At 55.1% G+C, this 26295-nt stretch carries 25 protein-coding genes and 1 pseudogene; 11 read left to right on the top strand and 15 right to left on the bottom strand.

Annotated features, from left to right (window positions below):
• Positions 1–239 precede the first annotated feature (239 nt).
• A complete protein-coding gene (locus tag O1V66_RS04040; RefSeq protein ID WP_045047066.1) occupies positions 240–830 on the bottom strand; it encodes a GNAT family N-acetyltransferase in 591 nt (196 codons plus the stop codon).
• 486 nt (positions 831–1316) lie between these two features.
• On the bottom strand, positions 1317–1547 hold the full coding sequence (locus O1V66_RS04035; RefSeq protein WP_269128117.1) for a hypothetical protein: 231 nt from the start codon (positions 1545–1547) through the stop codon (positions 1317–1319).
• A 607-nt stretch (positions 1548–2154) separates the two neighbouring features.
• Here O1V66_RS04035 and O1V66_RS04030 point away from each other — a divergent pair.
• On the top strand, positions 2155–2511 hold the full coding sequence (locus O1V66_RS04030; protein ID WP_045047068.1) for a cupin domain-containing protein: 357 nt from the start codon (positions 2155–2157) through the stop codon (positions 2509–2511).
• A gap of 41 nt (positions 2512–2552) precedes the next feature.
• On the opposite strand, the gene O1V66_RS04025 is transcribed toward O1V66_RS04030, so the two are convergent.
• The 4 genes from O1V66_RS04025 to O1V66_RS04010 form a co-directional block, all read right to left on the bottom strand.
• Positions 2553–3524 (bottom strand): Csu type fimbrial protein, encoded by a 972-nt coding sequence (locus O1V66_RS04025; protein WP_045047069.1) that lies wholly within the window; start codon positions 3522–3524, stop codon positions 2553–2555.
• A 25-nt stretch (positions 3525–3549) separates the two neighbouring features.
• A complete protein-coding gene (locus O1V66_RS04020; RefSeq protein ID WP_045047565.1) occupies positions 3550–5802 on the bottom strand; it encodes a fimbria/pilus outer membrane usher protein in 2253 nt (750 codons plus the stop codon).
• A gap of 91 nt (positions 5803–5893) precedes the next feature.
• Positions 5894–6559, bottom strand: a complete 666-nt coding sequence (locus tag O1V66_RS04015; protein WP_241481374.1) for a fimbrial biogenesis chaperone — start codon at positions 6557–6559, stop codon at positions 5894–5896.
• A 91-nt stretch (positions 6560–6650) separates the two neighbouring features.
• Entirely contained in the window at positions 6651–7181 is a 531-nt protein-coding gene (locus O1V66_RS04010; protein WP_045047071.1) for a Csu type fimbrial protein, read from the bottom strand.
• Positions 7182–7547: 366 nt separating this feature from the next.
• Between O1V66_RS04010 and O1V66_RS04005 the strand changes: the two genes are divergently transcribed.
• Positions 7548–8732: an NAD(P)/FAD-dependent oxidoreductase gene (locus O1V66_RS04005; RefSeq protein ID WP_045047072.1), complete on the top strand. Its 1185-nt coding sequence runs from the start codon at positions 7548–7550 to the stop codon at positions 8730–8732.
• A 222-nt stretch (positions 8733–8954) separates the two neighbouring features.
• Positions 8955–10577, top strand: a complete 1623-nt coding sequence (locus tag O1V66_RS04000) for an ABC transporter substrate-binding protein (RefSeq protein ID WP_045047073.1) — start codon at positions 8955–8957, stop codon at positions 10575–10577.
• 23 nt (positions 10578–10600) lie between these two features.
• Here the strand turns inward: O1V66_RS04000 and O1V66_RS03995 are convergent, their stop codons facing one another.
• Positions 10601–10978: a cupin domain-containing protein gene (locus O1V66_RS03995; protein WP_045047074.1), complete on the bottom strand. Its 378-nt coding sequence runs from the start codon at positions 10976–10978 to the stop codon at positions 10601–10603.
• 255 nt (positions 10979–11233) lie between these two features.
• Here O1V66_RS03995 and O1V66_RS03990 point away from each other — a divergent pair, with 255 nt between their 5' ends.
• The 7 genes and pseudogenes from O1V66_RS03990 (at position 11234) to crtB (ending at position 18783) form a co-directional block, all read left to right on the top strand.
• The gene (locus O1V66_RS03990; RefSeq protein ID WP_269128327.1) at positions 11234–11767 is read left to right on the top strand and encodes a YtfJ family protein; all 534 of its coding nucleotides are present in this window, start codon (positions 11234–11236) and stop codon (positions 11765–11767) included.
• Positions 11768–11959: 192 nt separating this feature from the next.
• Positions 11960–12865: a polyprenyl synthetase family protein gene (locus O1V66_RS03985; protein ID WP_045047076.1), complete on the top strand. Its 906-nt coding sequence runs from the start codon at positions 11960–11962 to the stop codon at positions 12863–12865.
• Positions 12866–12905: 40 nt separating this feature from the next.
• A complete protein-coding gene (gene fni / locus O1V66_RS03980) occupies positions 12906–13949 on the top strand; it encodes a type 2 isopentenyl-diphosphate Delta-isomerase (RefSeq protein ID WP_045047077.1) in 1044 nt (347 codons plus the stop codon).
• Positions 13946–15223 (top strand): glycosyltransferase, encoded by a 1278-nt coding sequence (locus tag O1V66_RS03975; protein ID WP_045047078.1) that lies wholly within the window; start codon positions 13946–13948, stop codon positions 15221–15223. The genes fni and O1V66_RS03975 overlap by 4 nt, the downstream gene beginning before the upstream one ends.
• Positions 15220–16353 (top strand): annotated as a pseudogene (gene crtY / locus O1V66_RS03970) (lycopene beta-cyclase CrtY); the annotation flags it as partial. The gene O1V66_RS03975 and the pseudogene crtY, both read left to right, overlap by 4 nt.
• Positions 16354–16381: 28 nt before the next feature.
• Positions 16382–17863: a phytoene desaturase gene (locus tag O1V66_RS03965; protein ID WP_045047080.1), complete on the top strand. Its 1482-nt coding sequence runs from the start codon at positions 16382–16384 to the stop codon at positions 17861–17863.
• Complete coding sequence (gene crtB / locus O1V66_RS03960) at positions 17860–18783, top strand: 15-cis-phytoene synthase CrtB (RefSeq protein WP_045047081.1); 924 nt, start codon at positions 17860–17862, stop codon at positions 18781–18783. Before O1V66_RS03965 ends, crtB begins: the two co-directional genes overlap by 4 nt.
• On the opposite strand, the gene O1V66_RS03955 is transcribed toward crtB, so the two are convergent.
• Together O1V66_RS03955 and O1V66_RS03950 are read right to left on the bottom strand one after the other, a co-directional pair.
• Complete coding sequence (locus tag O1V66_RS03955; protein ID WP_269128114.1) at positions 18688–19254, bottom strand: sterol desaturase family protein; 567 nt, start codon at positions 19252–19254, stop codon at positions 18688–18690. The two genes, crtB and O1V66_RS03955, sit on opposite strands and share 96 nt — an antisense overlap.
• 79 nt (positions 19255–19333) lie before the next feature.
• Positions 19334–20263: a LysR family transcriptional regulator gene (locus tag O1V66_RS03950; RefSeq protein ID WP_045047083.1), complete on the bottom strand. Its 930-nt coding sequence runs from the start codon at positions 20261–20263 to the stop codon at positions 19334–19336.
• Positions 20264–20387: 124 nt separating this feature from the next.
• On the opposite strand from O1V66_RS03950, the gene O1V66_RS03945 reads away from it, so the two are divergent.
• On the top strand, positions 20388–21515 hold the full coding sequence (locus O1V66_RS03945; protein WP_045047084.1) for an alkene reductase: 1128 nt from the start codon (positions 20388–20390) through the stop codon (positions 21513–21515).
• 155 nt (positions 21516–21670) lie between these two features.
• Here the strand turns inward: O1V66_RS03945 and O1V66_RS03940 are convergent, their stop codons facing one another.
• The 6 genes from O1V66_RS03940 to O1V66_RS03915 form a co-directional block, all read right to left on the bottom strand.
• Positions 21671–22246, bottom strand: coding sequence for a TerD family protein (locus tag O1V66_RS03940; RefSeq protein WP_045047085.1), 576 nt, complete (start codon positions 22244–22246; stop codon positions 21671–21673).
• A 72-nt stretch (positions 22247–22318) separates the two neighbouring features.
• On the bottom strand, positions 22319–22897 hold the full coding sequence (locus O1V66_RS03935) for a TerD family protein (protein ID WP_045047086.1): 579 nt from the start codon (positions 22895–22897) through the stop codon (positions 22319–22321).
• A 49-nt stretch (positions 22898–22946) separates the two neighbouring features.
• Entirely contained in the window at positions 22947–23990 is a 1044-nt protein-coding gene (locus tag O1V66_RS03930; protein WP_045047087.1) for a TerC/Alx family metal homeostasis membrane protein, read from the bottom strand.
• Positions 23991–24033: 43 nt separating this feature from the next.
• Positions 24034–24489: a tellurite resistance TerB family protein gene (locus tag O1V66_RS03925; protein WP_045047088.1), complete on the bottom strand. Its 456-nt coding sequence runs from the start codon at positions 24487–24489 to the stop codon at positions 24034–24036.
• Between the two features lie 22 nt (positions 24490–24511).
• Complete coding sequence (locus tag O1V66_RS03920) at positions 24512–25687, bottom strand: TerD family protein (protein ID WP_045047089.1); 1176 nt, start codon at positions 25685–25687, stop codon at positions 24512–24514.
• Positions 25687–26274, bottom strand: a complete 588-nt coding sequence (locus O1V66_RS03915) for a TerD family protein (protein ID WP_045047090.1) — start codon at positions 26272–26274, stop codon at positions 25687–25689. Before O1V66_RS03915 ends, O1V66_RS03920 begins: the two co-directional genes overlap by 1 nt.
• Positions 26275–26295: the final 21 nt, after the last annotated feature.

Raw genomic sequence — 26295 nt, 5'->3', positions numbered from 1 at the left:
TTACAGCTAACCCTGATGCCGAATAAGCGAAGCAATAGACGATAGGTTTTTTTCTTTGTATTAACTGAGCACGCCTGTACCAAAACGGTATAAATAATTAGCAGAAGTATCCTGCAGAGTGCGACTAAAATACCAAAGGGAAACCAAAGAGCCCATAATACCGGATTACGTTTTTCATCCGGGAAAAGGGCTTGGTCGCAAAGAAGGATAACATCCTCATTTTTCATGTTCGAGAGCCTTTAAATGATCTTGTTATCGGCAAAGCGTTTACAGTCCACTAATTTTATGATCTTACCTTCGTTTGCTTTACGAACTTCCTGAAAGCGCTCTCGTGTATAGATAATACGTTGGTGAGGACCAAATTTCGTGTCGAAAATATCATCTTCAAGATGATCAAGCTGAAGATATTTCATATTCATATTGATGGCTTTGACATTCTTGATATTGGTCAAGGTATAGACTTCTGCCAAATTCAATACATCAAATGCGTGGGTCAATGCCAGATGTCCGGCAATAAACGGCCACGGCGTTCCCCACCAGGGATGGTCATAGCGCATGCCGAAATTGATACCGTACTCTTTCTTCTCGAAACCGGCAAAGCCCAGAAAACGGTTTTCGTCGCCAAGCGTAGCCGACCAGCGCGAGAAGCCATACTGCTCCTGAGAGGCGCGGAATCGTGCGATCTCCTGGTCGATAACCTCCTGACTGCGGGGCTGACCGGAAGATATATACTTCATGACCTCCTGATTTGCCGCCATTGCAGAATAGCCTGCAACATCTTCAGGCTCCCACATTCTTAAAGTGACATTATAATCTTTGATAATGTTCATACTTACTCCTTCATTGTGGTAACTTTAAGTAATAATAACTGTCTTAATTAAAGTGTTTATCCGAGCATCACTGACCCGTAAATAACCGGCCAGTTCAGGATAGTGACTAATCCGTATCAATTGTTTCCACAGTGCTGGAAAAAATAATGACGACCCTTTTTCTCGATAATAGAGATACGTTATCTGTACATTGTTGCAGAATGAATAAAACCCGAAAAAATTATTGCGGGTCCTTCAATTTTAATCCTCGTGATATATCATCCTCACGTCAAGTGATATTGTGGCTAAGGATAGATACTTTTCGGCATAAGAAATAGATTATCCGAAATAATATCCTGCACTTTCCCAGGGATAATATTTACGTTTTTAGTCATATTCGACAAAAAGAGTGGTAAAGAAAAATTTTTCCGAGTAAAGGATTCAGGATTAACGTTTGGGTTTGGGGTAGAATTTCCAGAATGGAAATCTGATATTTTTCTGAACGGGTCAGGCATGTTGCTGCTTACCAGGTTGCTGCTGTACCGCTTGCCATTTGAGGAGTCTTCGCGCGTCGCCTTGATAGGTGGACGAGCGAGGCGAACTGGCCCTATTTCCGCCAGCATCGAGACGTTTTAGATGCATGACGGCGGCTAGATCAAACCCGACCTGCAAAGCAACAGGAATAGGGTCAGGATTTAGCGTTGGGTTAACTTTAGCGTCCAGTAGCAGGTTGTTCATGGTATTGACCCTAATCGTCTAATATTCAAACATTAATACGTCCAAATCCTGCGGCGGCGATATTTGCACAATGCTTGCTCACTACGCTTTACTGGCAGCTAACTCAGCTATCACATAAGTTTTGTTAAACTAATACTAGATGAAATGTTGCTTTTATTCACATACTAAAAGTTGTTACCAAATCGGATTAGTTGTAAATTATTGTAAAATTATCGCTAAATAACTATATAAATCAGATTATTACACCTTTTTAATTTATGAAATTTATTTTGGCAATTCAGTTTAGATGTTCCAAAACAGTAATTTTATTTCATTTAGGCCGTTATCTTTAGGATTAAATTCTAAAAATTCACATTCACTTCATTTTCGTTAATGTTTTCTCGGCCGATTCTTAATTTACTCCCCCTTTTCCCCTTTCATACCCCAATCCCTACAGAAGTTTCTACCAAACCCACAGGCATTCCCACGCGGATGTGTTTATTAATGGCCTAAAAATCCGCCAAAGTTTTCAGTGCATCTCATAAGCTTTCCAGGTATCGCGCACAAAAGCCTGGAAGAACAGCAGGCTAGAGGCGTATTTCGATTTCTATTGCAGAGGAAAAGTTGAATGAAAGTCCAAAAGATAGCTCAGCCTGCGTCGCTCAAGACACTGGAAGCCTGGGGAAGTGTCGAAGGATTACCCGAAACCTCGCCGGTCACCCTTTCCGGAATACAGAAAGTGATCCCCGGCAAGGAAGATATCGATACCGGGATTTTTGAATGTAGCGCGGGGAGCTATCGTCGTTCGGTGAAACAGGCGGAAATCATGCATTTCCTGAATGGCAGCGGGTCATTCACGCCGGATGGAGAAGAAACGCTGACTTTCACCGCCGGGGATGCTTTCTTCTTCGAGGCGAATACCGAAGGGACCTGGGTCATTGAATCGCAGATGCGCAAACTGTACGTCATTTTCGACGCGAGCTGATGGCCCTGCGGCGCGGCCCGTGGTTTTATCGCTGAAACCTTTCAATAAGTGACATTGACGGTGACGGTGTCCGCGTAACTGCCGGGCGTATAATTCGCGCTTGGCACCGTGGCATACACATTGTAGCTGGTCGCTGTACCGATTCCGGTCCCTGCGACATAGTTAAGCGCGGTATTGCCCCACGGCGTGCCGTTCGGACCCGGCGTCGAGCTGAGCTGATAACCGACTTTGTCATTGTTCGGCGCAGTGCTGCTCATGACGCCGGCTCCCGTCGTGCTGCCGTTCGAAGGCACAAGCCCCACGGTATAGGGCGTTCTGTTTGAACAGGTCACACTGAGGCTATTGCTCGAGGTCGTGTTCAATGCCGTTGAATTCACCGATCCCAGATTGATATTGCCGCTCGCCGTCACGGTGCACTGCTTGACCACCGTCGCCGTCACGTTGAACGGGTAATTCGCCGCCACCGTACTGCCACAGGTGCCGGGCGGAATAAGCGCCGCCGTGTTGGTGGTCATGCTCGCGGTAAGCCCCGCATAAATATCCTGATAGGTGCCCGGCGCAGCGCTGGTTTGCGGCGTCACCAGCGATCCATAAACGGTCACGCTGCCGGTCGATGGGAACAGCGAGCTGAGCGATCCCAGATTGACGATGACGGGCGACGTGCCTGCCTGATACTGGCTGCCCCAGACCACACCATTGGGCGCCTGATAGAGCTGGTAGCTCAGGGTGCTGGTCGGCGGTCCGGCAAAGCTCATGCTGCGCGTCGTCACCTGGCTTGTCACCGACGACGGCCCGATGTTAAAACACAGCGTCACCGCAGAGAGCAATTCGCCGAGCGTTTTGGTGCAGCTGTAACTGAGAGTGGTCGAGGCCGAGGCTGTTCCGCTCGCCAGCGGATTAACGGTGCCGAAGTTGACGGGTTGCACACTGGTTACCGTGCAGTTAATCGCCGCAAGGCTGACGCCCGGACATAATGCCAGTCCCGCCATTATCGTCAAATATCTCAAACGCATGTTCATGACTCCTTTCCGCCTTGCCTTATCTACAGGTTAACGGGCCGATTTGCGGGATCCCTTCCACCTGCACGGGATACTCAAATTGCGCGGAGCAGACTCCGGCATCGGTGGTCACCCAAATCTGGTTATGCTGTTCCAGCGCATCGAAATAGACTACGCCATCAAAGCCCATCGGCCTACTCGCGCCCTCCCGGGTGTTGAGCTGAACCGCACTGCCCTCCGGAATAAATCGTCCCTGCGCGTCTTTCAGAATGACCTGCGCCGCACGCACGGCCTTGATACCAAAGTTCACCAGCGTGCCGGAACGGTCACTCGGCGTGGCGTTGGCCTCGATGCGATCGATACGCATATTGGCAGGTAAATCCATAGGATCGATACTGAGCAGGTTTTTCTGATAACTGTTCAACTGCGTGACCAGCAGCAGCCCGTTGTCATCACTGACCCCTATCGGATTGTTTTGCAGTTTGATCGGCACGCCGGTTATGCCATCGGTCGACACCACGGCAAATCCATTATTGATTTCACGCGCGGCGAAGACGCCTCCGCCCATCATCACAAGCGATCCGCTCGCCCCCGCATAGCCGTATTGATTCTCCGGCTGACTGTTGACCCCGCCATACACCCGGCCGTGGTCGCCAAGATAACCCACCTCGCCCTGTCCGCTCTGGCGCGATGCCTGCTGACTGGCTGCCACGTTCCAGCCCCAGCCGCCGTCGGAGGGTTGCGACTGACTGGCGTTAAGCAGATAACCGGTGCTGTCATTGTTGCGCTGCACCGAGGTGCTGGCCGTAATGCGGTTATCCAGCGTGACCGTTACCATAAAATAGACGCTGCGATCGCTGTTGGTATCGATATTCTGATTGTAACCGGCATTGAGGTAGACCCAGTCATTCAGCGATTTCGACCAGTTGGCGTTGCCGTAGCGGGTGGCACGTTCCTGCGGATAGCGAAATTGTAGATAACTCAGACTGACGTTGCCGAAATAGCCCGTGTCATAACCGATGACCGCATTACTGTTGAGCGCCGGCGGCGGCGGTCCGTAATGCGTTGCGACATCGTGATACTCGCCGACCGTGGCGGTCATGTTGGCACCAAAGCTGAATCGGGAGTCCGACCAGCGATAACCCAGACTGTAAAGCGAACCGCCCTCGCCGCGATCATTACTTAACGCCACCGAGGTCGAGATAGTGCCGCCTCGCCCGCCCGGCACCCAGTCACTGCTCACTCCCGCGTTTGCCAGCTGTTCCGTAGCTTCGGAGTGTACGCCCGCCGTAAAACCGTTGCTGACGCCATAGCGCCATGTGCCGCTCAGCGCCGGAGAGCTGCCATAATCATTGGAGACGTACCCGTAGTTTTTACGCACAACGCCAAGCTCCGCCGACCAGCTGGTCAATCCCTGACGCAGCAGCATCTGATCGTTGTAAAAAGAGAAGTTCTGCGTGGTGGTTCTTCCAAGGGCATCGGTCATCAGGATTTGCGCATTACCGGCCCCGCTGACATTCGGCATCGAGTTGATTTCGAAATTGCCCGAAGGCACGCGACCGTTGTAATACTTCATGCCATTGACAAAAAGTTCGACGTCGGAGGGCAACGTGGCGGAGCCGAGAAAGGTCGGCAGCGGCGTCGTGTGCATATAAGGCTGGAGACTGAAATCGGTGCCAATCTGCAACCCGGCAATGCGGGTCGGACGCGACCACGACAGCGCGCTGGTCAGCGTATCCCCGACGGTAACCGCCAGCATGCTGTCGGGAAACGAAGAGCGCCAGCTGGTATCCAGACGATTCACCTGATTGCGCCTTTCGTTATCGCGACTCTGTTCGGAATATTGAGTGAGCTGGGTGGAACTGAACACGCCTGCGGAATTGAAGGCGCGAAATTCGGTGAAGCTATTGGCAAGGGTGCCATTGTCCTGCGCCGCATAGATATCATAGTTGAGCAGCATGCCGGGCGAACTGTTGACCGGCGGGCGCTCTTCGGTGAAGCGGTTGACGTTGTTGGTCGCCAGATCCAGCACGCTGAGCGGTGCCGTCAGTTTCAGGGTCTGCTGGTGCGCATCGTAATCGAGTTGCAGCTGCGCGATATCATGCAGACTGACGGCGTCCCTGGCATCTTGCGGCAGGCGAATCCCTATCTTGCGAAGCGTATTGGCGCTGGCATAAAGTTTCTGATCGGCAAAACCGAAATGGGCAAGCCCCACGTGATTGCCGTTCAACGTGACATCGAGATAGAGGTCCAGCCCCGGCACGTGCCCCTCCTCCGTGATAATCCCGTCCATCGCCTGGCTGGAATCATTTACGTCTGCGCTTGCAAGGCCGGATAATAACAGTCCGTTGAGTAACAAAACTTGTGCCAGGCAGCGAGGGGTATTACAAATCCTGAAGCGTTTTTTGGCCATTTATCGTTACTTCAAGTTTGCTGCCACGAGAAATGTTGTTATCGGAAAGGGGTAATATCCAGCGCATGGTCGACCCGGGAAGCACGTAGCCCAACAACCCCGGCGTAATCACCTTTCGCGCGCCTTTCGGGCTGATATAGGTCATGGCCGAAATTTGGGCATGGCTGTTTCCCTGATTGCTGACATCGACAAAGGTATCTCTGCCGATACTTTTCAGCGACCACTGCAGTTTCAGGGAAGTCGGCGGCATGCTGGCCGGTTGAATAAAGATAGGCACGGAGTAGTGCAACACGAACTGCAATTTGTTTGACTGTAAACGGGAGGGCGGTAATTCATCGATAGACAGGCGGTAAGCGTCTTCCACACTTTTCGAAGCGGGTCCGACACGAATAATACGGATCAACTGCCTTTCGCCCGGTGCAAGCGCCAGCATGGGAGGACTCACCACCAGCCCCTGTGACGCGTTTAGCCGGTCGGCAAAATTACTCTGCTCCCAATGATAGACCCGCACCTGTGCATTGACCGGATTATCACCCTGATTGCTCAACCATAATCCACCCGCATTCTCGTTACCCGGTAGCGTCAGGGTGACAGGCGAGACCTGCAAACCAGAAGCAACAGCCTGGGAAGCCCACACCGTTGCTCCTATAACACATGCAAAAACCCACTGCCTGACAAGCAATTTCAACCTGACCTCCTTTTCGGGTTCAACATTACACCGCGTTAAATCAATAATTGACGTTAACGGTCACTGTATCTGCATAACTGTCAGGAGCAAAGTTGGTATTGGTCGCGTTGGCATAGACGTTGTAGGTTTGCGCCGCACCCGTGCCTGTTCCCGCAACCCCGTTACCGACTGCGGTGGCCGTAGCGGTATTGCCCCAGACGGGTCCGGTAGCAGAGGTCTGATATAACTGATACGGCACTTTATCGGTGTTGGTTGCGGCGTTACCCACCGAAGACATCGAACCGGCACCCGTGGTGTTGCCGCCGTTGGCGGTCGAAGGCGCCAGGCCGATATAATACGGCGTGGTCCTTGAACAGTTCACGGTAATCGTATTGTTTGCCGCCGTGCTTGCCGCACCGGCATCCACTGACCCCAGATTGATATTTGCAGCCGCACCGGCGGTTACCGCACAGGATTTCAGGATGGTAATCAATACCTGAAAGTTCGCCGTAGTCGTTACTGCATTAGCCGAGGGGATGATGGCGAATGCCATACAAGACGCAAGAGCACCGCAAGCCAGTTTCAATTTCATATCAAACCCTCGTGAAAGAAGTATTTTTTTACAAAGCGCAGCGAATGAACACATTAATGAATATAAAGTAAGCAAAGTTAATATGCTAGATTGAATTTGGCTTAAATTTATCGACCGTGGCGTTTATTGGATGGCTCTGGGATCAAAACCACATTTTTAGGTTTTCCGGTAAATGCTACTGTTCAGTTTTGCTGATTAAACGACTTGCCGTTCTGCGCATAAGCAAAGTCGTTATTGCGCAATAGATGTAGTCGGCCTCGAGATAAAATACGCCATGCAGAGGCCAGTATTGCCACGCGGGAAACGCCCTCGTCGCCCCTGTGGACTGCGAGGTTTTTGTCACTCTTTTGAATTGATTGGGGAACTATGTCCAGGAAAAAGATAGCGGTAATCGGTGCGGGAATATTGGGATTATCCGTCGCGCGTCAACTCGCCCTCAAAGGCGCAGAGGTCACGGTATTCGAGCGTGATCATATCGGGGCCGGAACCAGCACCACCACGTTTGCGTGGGTCAACTCCAACGGAAAAACGCCGGATACCTATCACAAACTGAATGCCACCGCGATAGACGAACACGTTGAACTCCAGCGGCACGCGCAAATCGGCGCGCCGTGGCTTATCCAGTCGGGCACCTACGAATGGGCGGTAGGAGAGACGCTGGAACAGCGACTTGCCGAACGTACCGACCGGCTGATCAGGCTGGCATACCCTGCCGAGCAGGTTTCACGTCAGGAAATTCAGCATCGGCTGCCCGAAATCCGTCTGGATCCGCAGGCCGGAAAACTGTGGTTTTTCCCGAGCGAATGCATTCTTTATCCGGCGATTCTGCTTGGCAAACTGTGGACCGAGGCGAAACAGCACGGCGCCGTGCTGCGTACTCACAGCGACATTGTCGCGCTTGAAGAAAGCGAACGCGGCGTCAGCCTGACCCTCGCCGACGGGGAAAACTGGCAGGGCGACGAAGTGGTGCTCGCCACCGGCCGCTGGTCGCGCGAGCTTATGGCCGAACTGGGTCTTGATCTGGCAATGCTTGATGCCAACAAGGCCGACAGGATCTCCTGCGGTTTTCTTGCCTATACCGCGCCCCTGCCGATTCAGCTCGAAGCCAACCTCATTACCCCGAGTTTGAATATCCGCCCCGATGGCGGCGGGCGTCTGCTGTTGCAGGCTCCTGATCTCGATAACTATGTCAATCCCTCGGTCCTTCCGCCCACGGACGGATTCATCGCCAAAGAGATGCTGCGCCGTCTGCGCAAAACCTTCTCGAATGTGGATCACGCCAAAATCGAGCGCATTGCCATCGGCCAGCGCGCGCGTCCGGCAGACGGCCTGCCCGCTATGGGTTACGTCACCCCGGCCAAACGGGTCTATTTAATGGTGACGCACAGCGGCATGACATTGGGTCCGTTGTTGGGACGTCTGGTTGCCGAAGAGATGGTGGAGGGGACGCGATCCGACCTGCTGCAAGATTTTGCGCCGCAGAGGCTGCTCGGCAAAAACGTCGAAGAGTTCCCGACCCTCAGTACCCTTCATTACCCTGCCGCGCAGTAATGCCTCACGCTTCTGGCCGAGCCTATTTCATCGGCCAGATATTCAGTCACTCACTTCATTTCGCGTAAAGCTATTTAGCCTCAATATTTAGCGAATATTATGATTTTACATCGTTAAAACCCTCCATCAATAATCGTGAGCCTTAAAAACTATTTCGCATGCGCCGAAATAAATCTTTCGCAGTTATTTTTCTTTCAAGAATGATTAATTGATGGATATTTTATGAAGCCACGTTTATTACAAATTACCCTCTCGGCGACCTCGCTGTTAATGCTGAGTCAGGTGCAGCCGCTCCTTGCCGCTGAAACGCCGCAGCAGGGCGGCGATTTTATCTGGGGAATTGAAACCAATCCGACCACCCTCAACCCGCAATTCAACGGGCAAACCAAGGTCGAACTGGTGCAGCGGGCGGCATTCGAGTCGCTATTGGCGCGCAAAGCCGACGGCAGCTATATTCCGTGGCTCGCGACCGGCTATGAAATTAGCAAGGATAATAAAACCTACACCTTCAAATTACGCCACGACGTCAAATTCTCCAACGGCGAGAAATTCAATGCCGAGGCGGTCGCCGAAAACTTTCGCAACCTGAAGAATCTGACCTATTGCGCAGGCTCGACGCTGTGCGTGATTGGTTCGCGTATTGCGGCGGTCACAACGCCCGATGAATATACCGTCGCCATTACTCTCAATGAGGTGTATAGCCCGTTTCTGTCTTACGCAAGCTGGCTTAAATTAATTTCGCCCTCTTCCTTCCATGCCGCAGATTTAAAATCGGGCGGAACGGATATTGCGGGAACCGGCCCCTTTATTCTCAAGCGCTGGGATAAAAATCAGCAGATTGTTTTTGTGCGCAATCCCGATTACCACTGGGCGTCGGCCAATGCGTCACATCAGGGTCCGGCCTATCTGAACAGTATTACTTACCGCATTCTGCCGGAATCTTCCGTGCGCACCGGGGCCTTGCTGTCTGGTCAGGTCGATGCCATCGAAGGGATTTCGGGTAACGACGCCGGTGAGTTTATCGACAACGAAGACTTTACCTACAAGAGCGCACCCAACACCGGTACGCCCTACTCGCTGTTTTTAAACGTCAAGCAGGGACCCACGCAGGAGCGCAATGTCCGTCTGGCGCTGCTGCAGGGACTGGATGTCTCGGGGATCCTGAAATCAATCTATCGGGGTCATCGCATTCGCAGCTGGGGGATTACCTCGCCTATCGATCCGCTGTACGACAACCGTCTCGAAGGCAAATATGGCAACAATCCCGATCTGGCCAATAAACTGCTCGATGAAGCAGGCTGGACCGCCAGAGGAGCAGACGGGATCCGCACCAAAGACGGCAACCGCCTGAGTATTCTGGTTATCCAGTCGCAGGTCACAGTCCGCGATCAGCGCGATGTGCTGCTTGAAGCGCTACAGGCGCAGGCACGTCAACGGCTGGGCATTGAACTCAAGATTCGCTATGTCGATCCGGGCACCTATTTCCAGTTTATCAAGAACGGAAACTACGGCTCGATTGCCAACTCTCACGACGACACCGACGGATTGGATCTGGAAAATCACTACCTGCCGATTTCGAACGGCGGCGCTATCAACTACAGCCGTACCGATGCGCCGGAGGTGAGCCGCTGGTTGAAACAGGCCTCCGAAACGCTGGACGAGAGCAAACGCAAGGCGCTTTATGGCGAGCTGCAAGATTACGCCATCCTGCAACAGGCGCTGGCTCTTCCGCTTTATCAACCCGATGACGAAATCGCCGCCGCGTCCTACGTTCACGGCATTGGATTCCGCGCATTCAGGCAGATCCCCGAAAATGCCTACGATATTTGGGTAAGCAAACACTAACTTTGACGATGCGCGGCGGAAATCTACTCCGCCGCCTCGGAAAGATCCTGCCCCTCGACACCGGCATAAGTAATGAGCAATTCAACCGGTTCGTCCGTGGTATAACCCCGATGCACCTCGTCCATCGATTCGTTGAATGCTTCCCCCGCCTTGACCACATGGGTTCTGCCCGTCTCTTTGTCTTCCACCGTCAAGGTGCCGGAAAGCACATACGAGCTGCTCGGCATCGGATGCGTGTGCCACGGCAGCGTAGTGTGCGGTTCGAAGCTGAGTTTCATGGTGGTGATAAGCGGTTTGCCCTCGGGATAACGCCCGTAGCCTTTTCCGTTCCACGCACTGCCGCTTTGATTAAGTACCGTCGCCTTGACGCCGTCTGTTTCAAATTCCGAATCCTGGGCCATTCAGTGTTCCTGTATTTTTGAGAAAAGTTATCGCGTAAAAAATGAGGGTGCAAACAACACCAAAAAAACGCGCTCAGTCTGTGAGTCTAGCAGCGGATAACCCGTTTTTTCTCACGGCGTGCGCGTTCGAACACAAGTTAACCCTTTTCCTCTCTCGATATCAGTCGCTTGGCTGGGTAAATACCCACAGATAAGCTAGCCTGAAAACATCTTGAATGGCTGGAGGGAGAAAGGCATGTCGGTGCGTCCGCTTGTATTGTTGACGGGATTATTGCTCGCCTGGGGGCTTCGGCCCATGACTTTGTGGTCGGCCAACCGGTGCCGGTGGTCAGCGTGATGAACAGGGGCGAACTGCTGATTGAACAGGGCAACGCGGTGTATCAGCCGTGGAGCAGCGTCCGACTCGGCGGCAAGGTGCGCGTGCTGCTGCATCTGGCCGGACGCATGGCTGCCAAAAAGGAGAATGCGCCGCTGACCGACGCGCTGCAAGCCGCCCACCTGCCCCGCGAGGGTTATCAAACCACCCTGATTGTCAACACCGACGACGCCATTCCGGGCAGCGCGATGTTTGTGCGTGCCAGCCTGCAGTCCAGCAAGGCGGAATCCCCGTGGTCGCAGTTTATCGTCGACGATGACGGCGCGGCCGCCAAAGCCTGGCACCTGCGCAAGGAAGGCTCGGCAGTAGTGGTGCTCGACCGGCAGGGTCACGTGCAGTTCGCCAAAGACGGCGCATTGACGCCCGCGGAGATTCGCCACGTCACAGACCTGCTGCATAGGCTTCTTCAGTGAGTGCGGCAAGCCTTCAGGAGAAATTTTGTTCTGCCAGTTAACGTTTTAGTGATAAATACCTATTTTTTGGCGGGGTAACAGGCAAATTTTCCATATTAATCTAGCCTTATCAATAAGGAACAAACGCTTTTCGGCCTGATGACCTGCGGATTGCAGGCTGAAATCCCCTTAATATTGCCATTAAGAGTGACCATGACAGTCTTTGCAGAAAAATCCCTTAATCAGGAAACCGAGCTGCTGGCACTGCGCGAGGCAGTGAATACTCGCCTTGACCAGCTGCTGCCGGCCGGAAGTGAGCGGGATCGAGTGAGCGCGGCGATGCGTGAAGGTACGCTGACCCCCGGTAAACGCATTCGTCCGCTTCTGCTGTTGTTGGCTGCCCAGGATCTCGGCTGTGACAAAAATCACGCCGGGCTGCTCGACCTCGCCTGCGCGGTCGAGATGATCCATGCCGCCTCGTTGATGCTCGACGATATGCCCTGCATGGATGACGCCTTGCTCCGCCGCGGCAGGCCGACCATTCACCGTCAGTTTGGCGAAGACGTGGCTATCTTGTCCTCCGTTGCGCTATTGAGCAGTGCATTCGGGATTGTCGCCTCGGCGGAAGGGCTTTCCGGTGCCAATCGGGCACAGGCCGTGGTTGAACTTTCCACCGCCGTGGGCTTGCAGGGACTGGTGAAAGGCCAGTATCAGGATTTGAGTGAAGGCCCGGCCTGTCGCAGCACCGAAGCCATTGCCAGAACCAATGATCTCAAAACCAGCATGCTGTTCGATGCCACACTGCAAATGGCCGCGCTGGCAGCCGACGCCTCGCCCGCCGTGCGTGAAAAATTGCGCTGTTTTGCGCAAGATTTAGGTCAGGCCTTTCAGCTACTGGATGATCTTGCCGACTGCCACAGCGGCACCGGCAAAGACATGAATCAGGACGACGGTAAATCAACGCTGGTTGCCTTGCTCGGCAGCGAAGAAGTTCATCAACGTCTGCGCCAGCATTTGCACAGCGCCGACCAGCATTTCGCTTTTGTCTGCAAGCAGGGTCTGGCCACCCGCCGCTTTATGCACACCTGGTTCAATCAGCAACTCGCCGCGTTCGGTTAACTGCTGCTTAAACCGACAGGATTTTTTCAACGGAGAGTCAATGAAGGACGCGGAACTGGTTCAACGCAAGAATGATCATCTGGATATCGTACTCAATCCCGATCGCGCCAGAAGCAAGGTTGCCACGGGATTTGAACGCTGGCGTTTCGAACACTGCGCCCTGCCCGAGCTGGACTTCGACAGCATCGATTTACGTACTTCCCTCTTTGGTCGCCCTCTGAATGCCCCGATCCTCATCAGCTCGATGACGGGCGGTGCACGTCGGGCCCAGGCCATCAACCGGCATCTCGCGACTGCCGCCCAGACATTGGGGCTGGCGATGGGCGTAGGATCACAGCGCGTGGCGCTGGAAAGCGACGTCAATTACGGCCTTAACGGCTCGCTGCGCGAGATTGCCCCCGATATTCCGCTGCTTGCCAATCTTGGCGCGGCGCAGATTGTGGGCCGCAATGGGCTGGACTACGCCCGCCGGGCAGTCGAGATGATTGACGCGGATGCCCTGATCGTTCATCTCAACCCTCTTCAGGAAGTGGTGCAGATAGGCGGTGATCGCGATTGGCGCGGCATTCTCGCGGCGCTGGGTCAGTTGGCGACAACGCTCGCGGTGCCTATCGTTATCAAGGAAGTGGGCGCAGGGATTTCGCCGAGCGTAGCGCGACATCTTGCCGACGCGGGCGTGGCGATGATTGACGTCGCAGGCGCAGGTGGCACCAGCTGGGCCGCTGTAGAGGGAGAGCGCGCACGCAATCCACAACAGCGCGCCGTGGCGATGGCCTTTGCCGACTGGGGCATTCCCACGGCCGAAGCCCTGAGCGGCATTCACGAAGCACTGCCGACGATGCCGCTGATTGCCTCCGGCGGCATTCGCGACGGCATCGATATCGCCAAGGCCATTGCGCTCGGCGCAGATCTGGTGGGCCTTGCCGCCGCCATTCTTCCGAGCGCGAATGCCTCGGACGACGCAGCCATCGACTATTTCCAGACCCTAATCATGCAGTTGAAAGTCGCGTGCTTCTGCACCGGCAGCGCCGACCTGCACGCGCTTCGCCGCGCTCCGCTTTATCCGGTCGGAGGCACATCATGAGCCATTTCGCCGTGATTGCCCCGCCTCTTTTCAGCCACCTGCGGGCGCTCGAAGCCCTGTCGCGCGAACTGATTGCCCGAGGTCACACGATAACCTTTATCCAGCAGGCCGAGGCGCTAGATCTGCTGCGCGAGCCTGACATTGCCAGATTCGCGGTCGGCGAAACCACGCATCCTGCGGGGTCGCTCGCCCACACTCTCAAACTGGCGTCCAGACCGGGCGGGTTATCGATTCTCGGCCTGATTGACGACATGGCGCGCACCACGGATATGCTGTGCAACGAACTGCCCGCCGCGCTCGAACACCTCGCGGTTGACGGGCTGATTGTCGACCAGATGGAACCGGCCGGTGGACTGGTTGCCGAGGCGCTCGGCATTCCGTTTGTCTCGGTGGCCTGCGCGCTGCCGGTCAATCGCGAGCCGGGCCTGCCGTTGCCCGTTATGCCCTTCGAGTATGCCGACGACGAGCGCGCCCACAAACTTTATAGCTCGAGCCAGCAGGTTTACGACTGGATGATGCGCCGCCATAACCGCGTGATTGCCCGCCACGCGCAAGCGTTTGGCCTCTCGCCGCGTCACGGCTTGCACGAATGTCTTTCACCTCTGGCCCAGATTAGCCAGACTATTCCGTCACTGGATTTCCCGCGTCATGACGTTCAGGACCGCTTTTATTCCGTCGGGCCGCTGCGCAATCCTGTGCAATCCTCTGCCGAGCGCTGGTCCGTGAACCCCGACAAGCCGTTTATTTTCGCCTCGCTGGGCACGCTGCAAGGCCACAGATTCAAGAACTTTAAAACCATCGCGCGCGCCTGCCAGAGTCTCGACCTGCAACTGCTGATTGCCCACTGCGGCGGGCTGGATGAGACGCAAGCCGAGCAACTGCGTGGCGCAGGGGCGCAGTGGGTCACCGACTTCGCCGACCAGAATGCCGTGCTGCAACAGGCGCAGGCGGTCATTACCCACGGCGGACTCAATACCGTTGCCGACGCCATCACTCACGCCACGCCGATTCTCGCGATGCCACTCGCCTTCGACCAGCCCGGCGTCGCCTCGCGCGTAGTGTGGAGCGGAATCGGTCGCAAAGTCTCGCGCTTTTGCAGCAGCGACACGCTGGCGCAAAACCTGGATCTTCTGCTTAATGAACCCAGCTATCGACAGCGCCTTGTCGGCATGCAACAGACTCTGCTTCAGGCGGGCGGCGTCACGCGTGCTGCCAGCATTGTCGAGCAGACGCTGGGCCACGAGAAATCCGACCCTGTTCGAGCCGCGTCGTGAAGTCGTTCGACCTGATTCTTCTCGGCGGCGGACTGGCCAACGGGCTTATCGCCCGACGGCTCAAGTTGCTGCGTCCTGACCTGCAGATTCTGATGCTTGAAAGCGAGGCACAGCCCGGCGGCAATCACACCTGGTCTTTTCATCAGGGTGATCTCACCGCCGAACAACACGACTGGATAGCCCCTTTCGTTGCCCACCGCTGGGACGGCTACGATGTGCAGTTCCCCGACCTGTCGCGCACCTTGCCAGGCGGTTACCTGACCGTAACTTCCGAACGTTTCGCCGAAGTGATGTACCAGACGCTCGGTGACAATCTTCTCACCCACTGCCCCGTTACCCGTTTCACGGAGCACAGCGTGCAACTCGCCGATGGGCGAAGCTTTGACGCCCCGGCGGTGATTGACGGCCGTGGCTATCAGTCTGGCGATAATCTGAAAATCGGCAGTCAGGCTTTTGTCGGCCAGCAGTGGCAACTAAAATCACCGCATGGCTTGACGCGTCCGATTCTGATGGATGCCACGGTCGATCAGCTGGCTGGCTACCGCTTCGTCTATACCCTGCCGCTCACGCCCGATGTCTTGCTGATTGAGGATACCCATTATATTGATGGCGACGCGCTGGACGCCGAAGCAGCACGGGCGCGTATCGCCGAGTATGCGCAGGCGAAAGGCTGGCAGCTCGACGTCCTGCAGCGCGAGGAACAGGGTAATCTACCCATCACCCTTGCGGGCGACAACGCGGCCTTCTGGCGGCAGAGGGGCGACCAGCCGTGCAGCGGGTTACGCGCCGGGCTGTTTCATCCGACCACGGGCTATTCCCTGCCGCTGGCGGTTCGACTGGCCGATCGGCTTGCACGCCAGCCCTCGCTCGACAGCGCCGAGCTTTCCGGGGTGATTCGCCGCTTCGCCCGGAAAGCCTGGCGGCAACAGCGATTTTTCAGAATGCTCAACCGCATGCTGTTTCTGGCCGGACCACCGGACAGGCGCTGGCGGGTGATGCAACGTTTTTACCGGCTGAGTGACGGGCTGATAGCGCGTTTCTATGCCGGACAACCTACCGTGATTGATATGGCGCGGATCCTCACGGGAAAACCGCCGGTTCCGGTCGGTGAAGCCGTGCAGGCCGTGCTGAAAAAACTCCCAGACTGCGAGACTTTTAATGGACAGAACGATTGTAATTGGTGCCGGTTTTGGCGGTCTGGCGTTGGCGATTCGCCTGCAGTCGGCAGGGATCCCGACGCTGTTGCTCGAAGGCCGCGACAAGCCCGGCGGTCGCGCTTATGTGTACCAGGAACAAGGATTTACTTTCGATGCGGGTCCCACGGTTATCACCGATCCTTCGGCTATCGAGGAGCTGTTCGCCTTGAGTGGTAAACGCCTTGAGGACTATGTCGAGCTGATGCCCGTCACGCCGTTTTATCGGTTGTGCTGGGAAGACGGAAAAGTGCTGGATTACGACAACGATCAGGCCAGACTCGAGGCGCAGATTACCCGCTTTAATCCGCGTGACGTCGAAGGGTATCGCAAATTCCTGCGCTATTCGCAGGCGGTGTTCAAAGAGGGTTATCTCAAACTCGGCACCGTGCCGTTTCTCTCCTTTCGCGACATGCTCAAAGCCGGTCCGCAACTGGCCCGTTTGCAGGCTTGGCGCAGCGTTTACAGCATGGTGGCTTCCTTTATAGAAGAAGATCATCTGCGTCAGGCATTCTCCTTCCACTCGCTGCTGGTCGGCGGCAATCCGTTTGCCACCTCGTCGATTTATACGTTGATTCATGCCCTTGAGCGCGAATGGGGCGTGTGGTTCCCACGCGGCGGCACCGGTGCGCTGGTGCAGGGCATGGTAAAACTGTTTGAAGATCTGGGCGGCAAGATTGAGCTGAATGCCAAAGTCGGCAAACTCGAAACGGCGGGTGATAAAATCATCGCCGTGCAGCTTGAAGACGGACGCCGGTTGCCGACGCCCGCCGTGGCGTCCAATGGCGACGTGGTCAATACCTATCAAAAATTGCTGGCCGATCACCCCGTCGGCAAGGCGCGCTCGACTTCGCTCAAACGTAAACGGATGAGTAACTCGCTGTTTGTGCTGTATTTCGGGCTTAACCATCATCACAGTCAGCTGGCGCACCATACCGTCTGCTTCGGACCACGCTATCAGGCGCTGATCAATGAAATTTTCAACAGCGACAAACTGGCCGACGACTTCTCCCTGTATCTGCATGCGCCCTGTGTCACCGACCCTTCGCTCGCGCCGGAAGGCGGCGGCAGCTATTACGTGCTGGCCCCCGTCCCGCATCTCGGCACGGCCGATATCGACTGGAACGTCGAAGGACCGCGACTGCGCGACCGCATTTTTGCCTATCTCGAAGAGCGCTACATGCCGGGGCTTCGCGAGCAGCTCGTGACGCACCGCATGTTTACGCCGTTTGATTTTCGCGACGAGCTGGACGCGCATCTCGGCTCTGCGTTTTCCGTCGAACCCATTTTGACCCAAAGCGCCTGGTTCAGGCCGCACAACCGCGACGACCAGATTGACAATCTCTATCTGGTCGGCGCTGGCACCCATCCCGGAGCAGGCGTGCCGGGCGTGATAGGCTCGGCGAAAGCCACAGCGGGCCTGATGCTTGAGGATTTGACCCCATGAATCAACCCTTGTTGAATCACGCCACGGAAACGATGGCGGTCGGCTCGAAGAGTTTTGCTACCGCATCAAAATTGTTTGATACCCACACGCGACGCAGCGCGTTGATGCTTTATGCCTGGTGTCGTCATTGTGACGATGTCATCGACGGACAAACGCTCGGCTTTAGCGCGCCCGCGCCTGTCGACACCCCCGAGCAACGGCTGGCGCAACTGCGTGAATCGACGCGCCGCGCCTTTGCCGGGGAGAAAATGGAAGATCCCGCCTTTGCCGCTTTTCAGGAGGTCGCGCTGACGCAGGGAATCAGCGAACGGCTGGCGTTTGATCATCTCGAAGGCTACGCGATGGACGTGCGCGAAGAGACTTACCAGACGCTCAACGACACGTTGCGTTACTGTTACCACGTGGCCGGGGTTGTGGGATTGATGATGGCGCAGGTCATGGGCGTGCGCGACGAGGCGGTGCTGGACCGCGCCTGCGATTTGGGTCTGGCGTTCCAGCTGACCAATATTGCCCGCGATATCGTCGAAGATGCGCAGGTTCATCGCTGCTACGTGCCGCTGCAATGGCTGGCCGACGAGGGGCTGGACAGAAGCAATTATGCCCTGCCTTCCCATCGGCGGCAGTTGGCGCGCATCGCCGGTCGCCTGATAGAAGAAGCCGAGCCGTATTATCAGTCTGCCAGAGCGGGATTGCAGGATTTACCGCTGCGCTCGGCCTGGGCGATTGCCACCGCGCGCGGCGTTTATCGGGAAATTGGCGTGAAGGTGCAAAAGGCCGGCATGTCAGCGTGGGATAATCGTCAGGGCACCAGCAAGGCTGAAAAATTAGCCCTGCTGGCGGCAGGTGCAGGCGTGGCGCTTACTTCTCGGATGGCGAGTTCGACGCCACGTCCGCCCGATCTGTGGCAGCGTCCTCGTTAAAGGATTTTTATGCCGCTGACGCAGCGTCTTTTGCAGCTTCGACAGCGGTGGCGCATACAGGAAACCAAAGGACACGCAGTCTTCCTTGCCCCGCACCGCGTGGTGCAGCTTATGGGCCATATACAGCCGTTTTAGATAACCTTTGCGCGGAATATAACGAAACGGCCAGCGCTGATGCACCAGCCCATCGTGAACGATAAAATACAGTGCGCCGTAGGTCGTCATACCCGCGCCTATCCACTGTAAGGGCCAGTAACCCACGCTTCCAAGATAAATCAGCAAGATTGCCAAGCCGGCAAACACCACGGCATAGAGATCATTCAACTCCAGCCCGCCCTCGTGCGGTTCGTGGTGCGAGTGGTGCCAGCCCCAGCCCCAACTGTGCATAATATATTTGTGCGCCAACGCTGCGATCACTTCCATCGCGATAACCGTCAACAGGATAATAAAAGCATTGATTAACAGCAGCATAATTATTCGCTTATCGTTTACCCGTGGGAAATTCTCTCTGTGGACAAAGCTTAATAGAAATTCTCCTTTTTAAAAGGCATCACCCGGAAAAAGCCGTGCCGGAGGCCGTAAGTTTTTCATTAAGCAGGTCCAGCAGCGCACGAACCTTAGGCTGGGCTTCACGACTTTTGAGCCACACCACGTTCATGGGCAGGCCATCCATTGCCAGTTCGGGCAGCACTTCCACCAGTTCGCCGCTATCCAGTTTTTCCTTTACCAGCCACAACGGCAACTGCGCGATGCCGTAATCCTGCAACACCGCCTGCATCTCCCCTTCGCCATCGCCGACCGAAATGCGCGAGCGCATCGTTCTCCGCTCGATGTCCGCCTTCTGCCGACCGGTAAAATACCACGGACTGATACGCCCGTCGGTGTCGCCATAACTGACGCAATGATGTTGCAGAAGATCCTCCGCCCGCTGCGGCGCACCGTGTTTGGCAAGGTAGTTTGGCGAGGCGCAGAAGATAAGCCGCTGCGCGCCAAAGAAGCGGTGGCCCAGCATTGCCGACCATGCATCGGATCCTCCGATACGCACCACGATATCGATGCCCTCCTGAATCGGGTCAACAAAGCGATCCGAAAAGGAGATGTGCGGTTCGAGCAGCGGATAGCGTTTGGCGAATTCCAGAATCAGCGGCAAGACATGCAGTCGACCATAAGAGGCCGGTAGATCGATACGCACTCTGCCGTGCGGCTCCTTGTCTTCGGTCAGCAGCGCCAGCTCGGTTTCTTCCAGCTCGGCGAGCACGGCGGCGCAGGTACGATAATAGCGCTCGCCTGCTTCGGTCAGTGCCAGTGTGCGCGTGGTGCGGGTGAACAGTTTTTTGCCCAGTCGCGCCTCAAGCCGGGCGACGTTTTTACTGACTGCCGAATTGGTCAGTTTGAGCTTGTCGGCCGCCGCCGAGAAACTGCCTGCATCCGCTACGCTGACAAAAACGCTGATGCCCTTAAGACTGTCCGCAGAAAACATTGCCTCTCCATTTGTGAATTAATTTCCAGCCATTCGGTACTGAATAGAAATTATATGCGCAAAATTCTCTAATACACTTAATGGAAGCAAAAACGATTCATCCCAACATAAAAGGACGACAGTTATGACTGACTTATTTGGCAAATTTACGCTGGGCGACATTGAACTGGCCAACCGTATTGTGATGGCTCCGATGACCCGCTCCCGCGCGCCGGACGATATCGCCAACGAACAGATTGCGCTGTATTACACGCAGCGTGCCACCGCAGGCCTTATTGTTTCAGAAGGTACACCGGTGTCCCGCGAAGGTCAGGGTTATTTATTCAACCCAGGTATTTTCGGCAAGAAGCAGATAGCTGGCTGGAAACTCACTACCGATTCCGTACACAGCGTCGGCGGCAAGATTTTTGCCCAGCTGTGGCACGTGGGCCGCGTTTCTCATACGTCGCTGCAAATCGACGGCGCGGCGCCTGTGAGTTCTTCCGATAAACCGGCCGCCAAAGCCACCGCATTTGCCTATAAAGAAGATGGCGAACCGGGCTTCGTTGAAACATCCAAACCTCGTCCGCTCTCTACCGAAGAAGTCGGACGCGTGGTCAATGATTTTGCCCAGGCGGCGGAAAACGCCATCACTGCGGGCTTCGACGGCGTGGAAATCCACGGTGCCAACGGCTACCTCTTCGAGCAGTTTATTAATCCGAAGGTCAACGATCGCAGTGACAAATACGGCGCGCAAAACATTGAAGATCGTCTGCGTTTTGTGTTTGAGGTCGTCGATGCCGTCTGTGCTCGAATCGGCAAGGGGCGTGTCGGCATCCGCATCTCGCCTTACGGCCAACTGTTTGATATGCCGCTCTATGACGACATTGACGAAACCTACTCCGCACTATGCAAAGGTTTGGGTGAACGCGGCATTGCCTATGTGCATGTCATGGACCAGACCAACTTCTTCTTTAGCGCAGATGATGCGCAATCAAAAGACGAGGCCATCAAGAATCTGTTGAAAATCTGTCGTGACGGGCTGAAAGAGACGGCGCTGATTCTGGCAGGCGACTTGACCCGCGAGCGGGCGCAGGATTACCTCGACTCCGGTCTGATTGACCTGGCCGCCTTTGGTCAGCCGTTTATTGCCAATCCTGACCTGGTTTATCGGCTGGAGAATGCGTTGCCGCTGAACAAGCCCGACCGCGATACCTATTACGGCGGTTCTGCCGAGGGTTATATTGACTATCCTCCTTACGAATCCGCCTAACGCATTGAGAAGGGATGCCCCCGTGTCGGGCACTCGACGCAAGGCGGGAATGGCCGATATCTACACTATGCAATACGGCTGAAAGCGGGATAACTTTCTCTTTGCATAAAAAAAGCCCCGAGATTTATACTCGGGGCTTTGCGACATTTGTCGGATTAGATATTAACGCCGTGCTGGGAAGCCAGCGCAGACAGGCCGCCTGCAAAGCCCTGACCTACGGCCTTGAATTTCCATTCGGTGATGTGACGATACAGCTCGCCGAATACCATCGCCGTTTCGGTAGAGGCATCTTCGGACAGATCAAAACGGGCGATTTCAGTGCCGTTGTCATTGTTGAACACGCGCATGAAGCTGTTGCTCACCATACCGAAGTTCTGCTTGCGCGTTTCGGCATCATAGATGGTAACGGCAAACACCAGTTTTTTGACGTCGGCAGGGACTTTTGCCAGATCAATCTTGACCTGCTCATCATCGCCGTCGCCTTCGCCGGTGCGGTTGTCACCCATGTGATTCACCGAACCGCAGGCGCTGGTTTTGTTGTTAAAGAAAATAAAACCGGCATCGGAAAGCACTTTGCCGTTTTCGCCTACCATGAAGACGGAAGCATCGAGGTCGAACTCTGCGCCGTCGGTGACGCGCGAATCCCAGCCCAGACCGACCATCGCGATATTCATCGTAGGTGCTTCTTTCGTTAACGAGACGTTGCCGCCTTTAGTCAGAGAAACTGCCATTTATTACTCCTGTCGTATTCGCAATTTATGGGGCAGACGGACAACCCGCCTGCCGATTAGCCAAGGTAGGACTCAAGACGCGTTGATGCCGTACTGCGCGCATACCGAATTCAGACCGCCTGCATAACCCTGACCTACCGCACGGAATTTCCATTCCGCATTGTGGCGGTAAAGCTCGCCGAACAGCATCGCCGTTTCCGTCGAGGCATCTTCAGTTAGGTCGTAACGCGCCACTTCCTGCTGGTTCTCATCATTGACCAGACGGATAAACGCGCCGGAAACCTGCCCAAAACTCTGACGACGGGTTGCGCCATCGTGGATAGTGACCACAAAAACGATTTTATCGACGTCGGCAGGAATGGCGTCGAGCTTGATTTTCAATGCTTCGTCATCGCCATCGCCCGCGCCGGTGCGGTTGTCGCCGGTATGTTGTACGGAGCCTTCCGCCGATTTCAGGTTGTTGTAGAAAATGAAGTCGGCATCGCTGCGCACCTTGCCATTGCTGGCCAGCAGGAATGCGGAGGCATCAAGGTCAAAGTCCTGCCCATCGGTAGAGCGGGCATCCCACCCCAGACCAACCAGCACATTTTTCATGGTCGGTGCTTCTTTGCTTAAAGAAACATTGCCGCCTTTAGAAAGAGAAACGCCCATAGTGATATCCTTAATTGTGTCGTTGAATTGAAAATCTCAGGCAAGGGCCTTAGCCCTGTTTACCTTGTTCGGCATCGCCTTTACCCGGGAACATCACGCTGATGATGGTTCCCACAGCCAGCACACCCAGTACGACCAGCAGGCTGGCGTTGGCCGAAATATTGTATCCGTGGTGCCACAGGTGATCGGTCGCGTTCAGACCCAGTTTTACCGCGATGAAGAACAGCAGCACGATGACCGCTTTCTCGAGATGAACCAGATATTGCTTCAAGGCTTCGAGCACAAAATACATGGTACGCAGGCCAAGAATCGCAAACATCATGGCGCTGTAGACGATAAGCGGTTCACGGCTAACCGCGATGACCGCCGGTACGGAGTCAAATGCGAACATGACGTCAGACAGTTCGACCACCGCCAGGCACAGCATCAGCGGCGTGGCGTAGCGTGCTGCCTTGCCGACACGGCCGATAGTGACATCTTTGTTTTCGGGCTTGGCCAGTTCCACGTCGACCTCTTTCTGGCTCAGCAGGAACGAATGTCCGCGCAGTTTCGGCCAGATAGGGAAGAAACGTTTCACCATGCGATAGGCGATATGTTGCGAATAGTCTTCGATTTCATCGTCGTCATCGCCGCTTTTGAGCATCATCACGGCGGTCCAGCCGACAATCAGCGCAAAGACAATCTCCACCCACGGCCCGAGCATCAGCAGGCTGGCACCGATAGCCACGAAGATGCCGCGGAACACGATGGCGCCGATAACGCCCCAATACAGCACGCGGTGGCGATAGTTGTCGGGCACGGCGAACCACGAGAAAATGGCCATCATGACAAACAGGTTATCGACCGACAGCACCTTCTCAAGCGCATAACCGGTAATAAACAGGCTGGCCACTTCGGCACCGTGATGAATATAAAGGAAGCCCGCAAAGGCCATCGCGACGACTATCCAGAACACGGTCCAGAGCGAGGCACTTTTCAGCGAGATAGCTTCGTCGTGACGGTGCATGAACAGGTCAATCAGAATGGCCCCGACGGCCAGTACCACAAACACGATAACGGTTTCGATAGGAAAGCCGATATGAGTAGATTCCATAGTTGACCCTTAAGCCAGAGTGATGCTGTTAATGTGACGAATCCTAAAGACCAAATTCGGCAGGCGTGAAGCCCAGCGCTAGCGCGATTTCACGCACGGCGTTTTGCTCGTCCTGATCGAAATCTCCGTCGCTTTTCGCCACGGCAATCCCGACGCGTACAGCAAGCTGCGCCGCCTCTGGCTGGTCTTTCAGTGCCAGAATGTATTTCATGGTTTCGCCTTTACCGATTTCGTAATCGAAAGCGAAATTGCCCACCAGCTGATTGAAGAAATCGATAACTTCTTGTGTATCGAATACTTTCAGCTCGGGCGAAGACTGAAGAAAACCAATCATCTTCTGCTTTTCTTCGCTGCTCACGCCGTTGCTGGAAACCGCAATCCGCGCGCAGACCGCGACGGTGCCGTGCATGAACTTCTTGTTCTTGAAGCGCCCGACCTGTTTAGTCAGTTCGCTTCGGCCCGAGGTAATGGCGTCTTTGACTCTGTCGAAAATACTCATGTTATGCCCCTGATTTTTAGTATTATTTAGATCCAGCTGTCCATCGAAAGCCCCATCCCAGCGCGTTGTCCATCTCCTTATGGCCGGTGAAGAACTGGTTGATGCGCTCAACCTTGATGGCACCGTTTTCATTGACCAGACGGGCAATGGCGCACATGTTGTGGCGGTTGGAGCCTTCCGTTAAACGCGTTTCAATTGGCGGCTGGTCGGGCACGTGCAGCGTGACGACGCCGTCGGTTTTATCCCAGCTTGCAGCCCCTTCATAAATAAAGGCGAAGATCAGTACCTGACGAAGGTTTTTCCATTCGCGACCGTTGATGTGCATCCATTCGCCGCCGCTGACCTGCCCCGTGCGGTCATCGCCTTTCAGTTCGACGAAGGGTTCACGGTTATAGTTGCCAAAGCGATTGCCCAGCGCCTGAATTACGTCCTTGACGCCGTCCTGCTGCTCGACAAACGCGCCTAAATCGAGGTCGATGCCCCTGGATTTTCCGAACATACCGAGCATGCCCGTCGACCCGCTGCTGTTCTGATTCCAGTTGAGATTGATGCGGATTTCGCCGAAGTTGTCTCGCTTGGTCAGGCTGATGGCCGGTTTATCCTTGGTCAGCGTCACTTTGCTCAGATTGATTTTGGCAGGCGGCGGTGTCGGCGGCGCGGCGGGTGGCGGCGCTGGAGAAGTCGTCGGCGTCGGCGCTGGAGAGTCGGAAATATCCACCCCGAAATGTTCCGCCAGCGGTTTAAGTCCGCCGTTGAAACCCTGCGCAATAAAGCGGAATTTCCACTCGGCGTTGCGGCGATAGATTTCTCCGAGGATAAGCGCGGCTTCCTGACGGCCCGTGATGTCCACGTTGCCGGTCAGCAGCACGCTGCCGTTTTGCTCCACCTGAATCGCCAGCCGCTGCAACCCGGCAAGGGTTCCGCTGCCGTCGCAGGTTGCGGTAAATGCCAGCTTTTGCACGTCGGCACCCAGGCGAGCGACGTCGACCGTAAACGCCGTATCGGTGCCCGCACCAACCAGCTTGATGGATGCATCGTCGTTAACCGGCTGGCCGTAAAACACCATATCGGCATCGCCCTGCACTTTGCCGGAGGCATAAAGACGAAAGGCGGAAGCATCGACCGGAACGCCCGACAGCACGCGCACCGTCAGGGTCTGAGCAGGAATGGCAGCATTGCTGCCCGGCGTCATGGTCATTAGCGCACCACCGTAGCGACAATGTCGCTATTCATGTCATCAATGGTTCGGCCGCTTGAAGCCTTGCCGTGCGCCGTGAAATCCCAGCTGCCGCCGTTGCGGGCCAGAGAGGCGATGATGATGCCGGTATGCGAACCCTGCTCGGTCAGCTTGTAGCGGGCAAGCTCGGAATGACTAGCTTGATCGACCACGCGGCAAAAGGCGTTGTCGACTTCGTTAAACGTCTGGCCACGGAAGCTGTTTACCGTGAAAGCCAGGTATTCGACCTGCGTAGGCAGACGCGCCAGATCGACGGTAATGACCTCGTCATCGCCCTCGCCTTCACCGGTTAAATTATCACCCAGATGCACAACGGAGCCGCAATTTGACTTTAATTTGCGAAACCAGATGGTGTCGATTGTTTTACCGTTTTTATCCAGCAAAACACAACCCGCATCCAGATCAATGGAATCTTTACCGCCGCCGAACAGGCCACCAAATAATCCTTTCTTTTTTAACGGGTCCCATCCCAATCCAAATTGAAGATGGTTTAAAGAAGAAGTTTGCTTGCTAAGTGAAACGGTTTGGTTTTTGGTTAAAGAAACCATTTTTAAATTCCCTCAGAGATG

It is taken from the genome of Rouxiella chamberiensis (assembly GCF_026967475.1).
Lineage (GTDB): Bacteria > Pseudomonadota > Gammaproteobacteria > Enterobacterales > Enterobacteriaceae > Rouxiella > Rouxiella chamberiensis.
Note: the sequence above shows the minus strand (reverse complement) of the source record. Positions and strands in the feature narration are given on the sequence as shown.

Excerpts from the sequence above, each read along its gene's own strand:
- O1V66_RS04040 (WP_045047066.1), bottom strand. The coding sequence starts at position 830 with ATGAACATTATCAAAGATTATAATGTCACTTTAAGAATGTGGGAGCCT.
- O1V66_RS04035 (WP_269128117.1), bottom strand. The coding sequence starts at position 1,547 with ATGAACAACCTGCTACTGGACGCTAAAGTTAACCCAACGCTAAATCCT.
- O1V66_RS04030 (WP_045047068.1), top strand. The coding sequence starts at position 2,155 with ATGAAAGTCCAAAAGATAGCTCAGCCTGCGTCGCTCAAGACACTGGAA.
- O1V66_RS04025 (WP_045047069.1), bottom strand. The coding sequence starts at position 3,524 with ATGCGTTTGAGATATTTGACGATAATGGCGGGACTGGCATTATGTCCG.
- O1V66_RS04020 (WP_045047565.1), bottom strand. The coding sequence starts at position 5,802 with ATGGACGGGATTATCACGGAGGAGGGGCACGTGCCGGGGCTGGACCTC.
- O1V66_RS04010 (WP_045047071.1), bottom strand. The coding sequence starts at position 7,181 with ATGAAATTGAAACTGGCTTGCGGTGCTCTTGCGTCTTGTATGGCATTC.
- O1V66_RS04005 (WP_045047072.1), top strand. The coding sequence starts at position 7,548 with ATGTCCAGGAAAAAGATAGCGGTAATCGGTGCGGGAATATTGGGATTA.
- O1V66_RS04000 (WP_045047073.1), top strand. The coding sequence starts at position 8,955 with ATGAAGCCACGTTTATTACAAATTACCCTCTCGGCGACCTCGCTGTTA.
- O1V66_RS03995 (WP_045047074.1), bottom strand. The coding sequence starts at position 10,978 with ATGGCCCAGGATTCGGAATTTGAAACAGACGGCGTCAAGGCGACGGTA.
- O1V66_RS03985 (WP_045047076.1), top strand. The coding sequence starts at position 11,960 with ATGACAGTCTTTGCAGAAAAATCCCTTAATCAGGAAACCGAGCTGCTG.
- fni (WP_045047077.1), top strand. The coding sequence starts at position 12,906 with ATGAAGGACGCGGAACTGGTTCAACGCAAGAATGATCATCTGGATATC.
- O1V66_RS03975 (WP_045047078.1), top strand. The coding sequence starts at position 13,946 with ATGAGCCATTTCGCCGTGATTGCCCCGCCTCTTTTCAGCCACCTGCGG.
- O1V66_RS03965 (WP_045047080.1), top strand. The coding sequence starts at position 16,382 with ATGGACAGAACGATTGTAATTGGTGCCGGTTTTGGCGGTCTGGCGTTG.
- crtB (WP_045047081.1), top strand. The coding sequence starts at position 17,860 with ATGAATCAACCCTTGTTGAATCACGCCACGGAAACGATGGCGGTCGGC.
- O1V66_RS03955 (WP_269128114.1), bottom strand. The coding sequence starts at position 19,254 with ATGCTGCTGTTAATCAATGCTTTTATTATCCTGTTGACGGTTATCGCG.
- O1V66_RS03950 (WP_045047083.1), bottom strand. The coding sequence starts at position 20,263 with ATGTTTTCTGCGGACAGTCTTAAGGGCATCAGCGTTTTTGTCAGCGTA.
- O1V66_RS03945 (WP_045047084.1), top strand. The coding sequence starts at position 20,388 with ATGACTGACTTATTTGGCAAATTTACGCTGGGCGACATTGAACTGGCC.
- O1V66_RS03940 (WP_045047085.1), bottom strand. The coding sequence starts at position 22,246 with ATGGCAGTTTCTCTGACTAAAGGCGGCAACGTCTCGTTAACGAAAGAA.
- O1V66_RS03935 (WP_045047086.1), bottom strand. The coding sequence starts at position 22,897 with ATGGGCGTTTCTCTTTCTAAAGGCGGCAATGTTTCTTTAAGCAAAGAA.
- O1V66_RS03930 (WP_045047087.1), bottom strand. The coding sequence starts at position 23,990 with ATGGAATCTACTCATATCGGCTTTCCTATCGAAACCGTTATCGTGTTT.
- O1V66_RS03925 (WP_045047088.1), bottom strand. The coding sequence starts at position 24,489 with ATGAGTATTTTCGACAGAGTCAAAGACGCCATTACCTCGGGCCGAAGC.
- O1V66_RS03920 (WP_045047089.1), bottom strand. The coding sequence starts at position 25,687 with ATGACCATGACGCCGGGCAGCAATGCTGCCATTCCTGCTCAGACCCTG.
- O1V66_RS03915 (WP_045047090.1), bottom strand. The coding sequence starts at position 26,274 with ATGGTTTCTTTAACCAAAAACCAAACCGTTTCACTTAGCAAGCAAACT.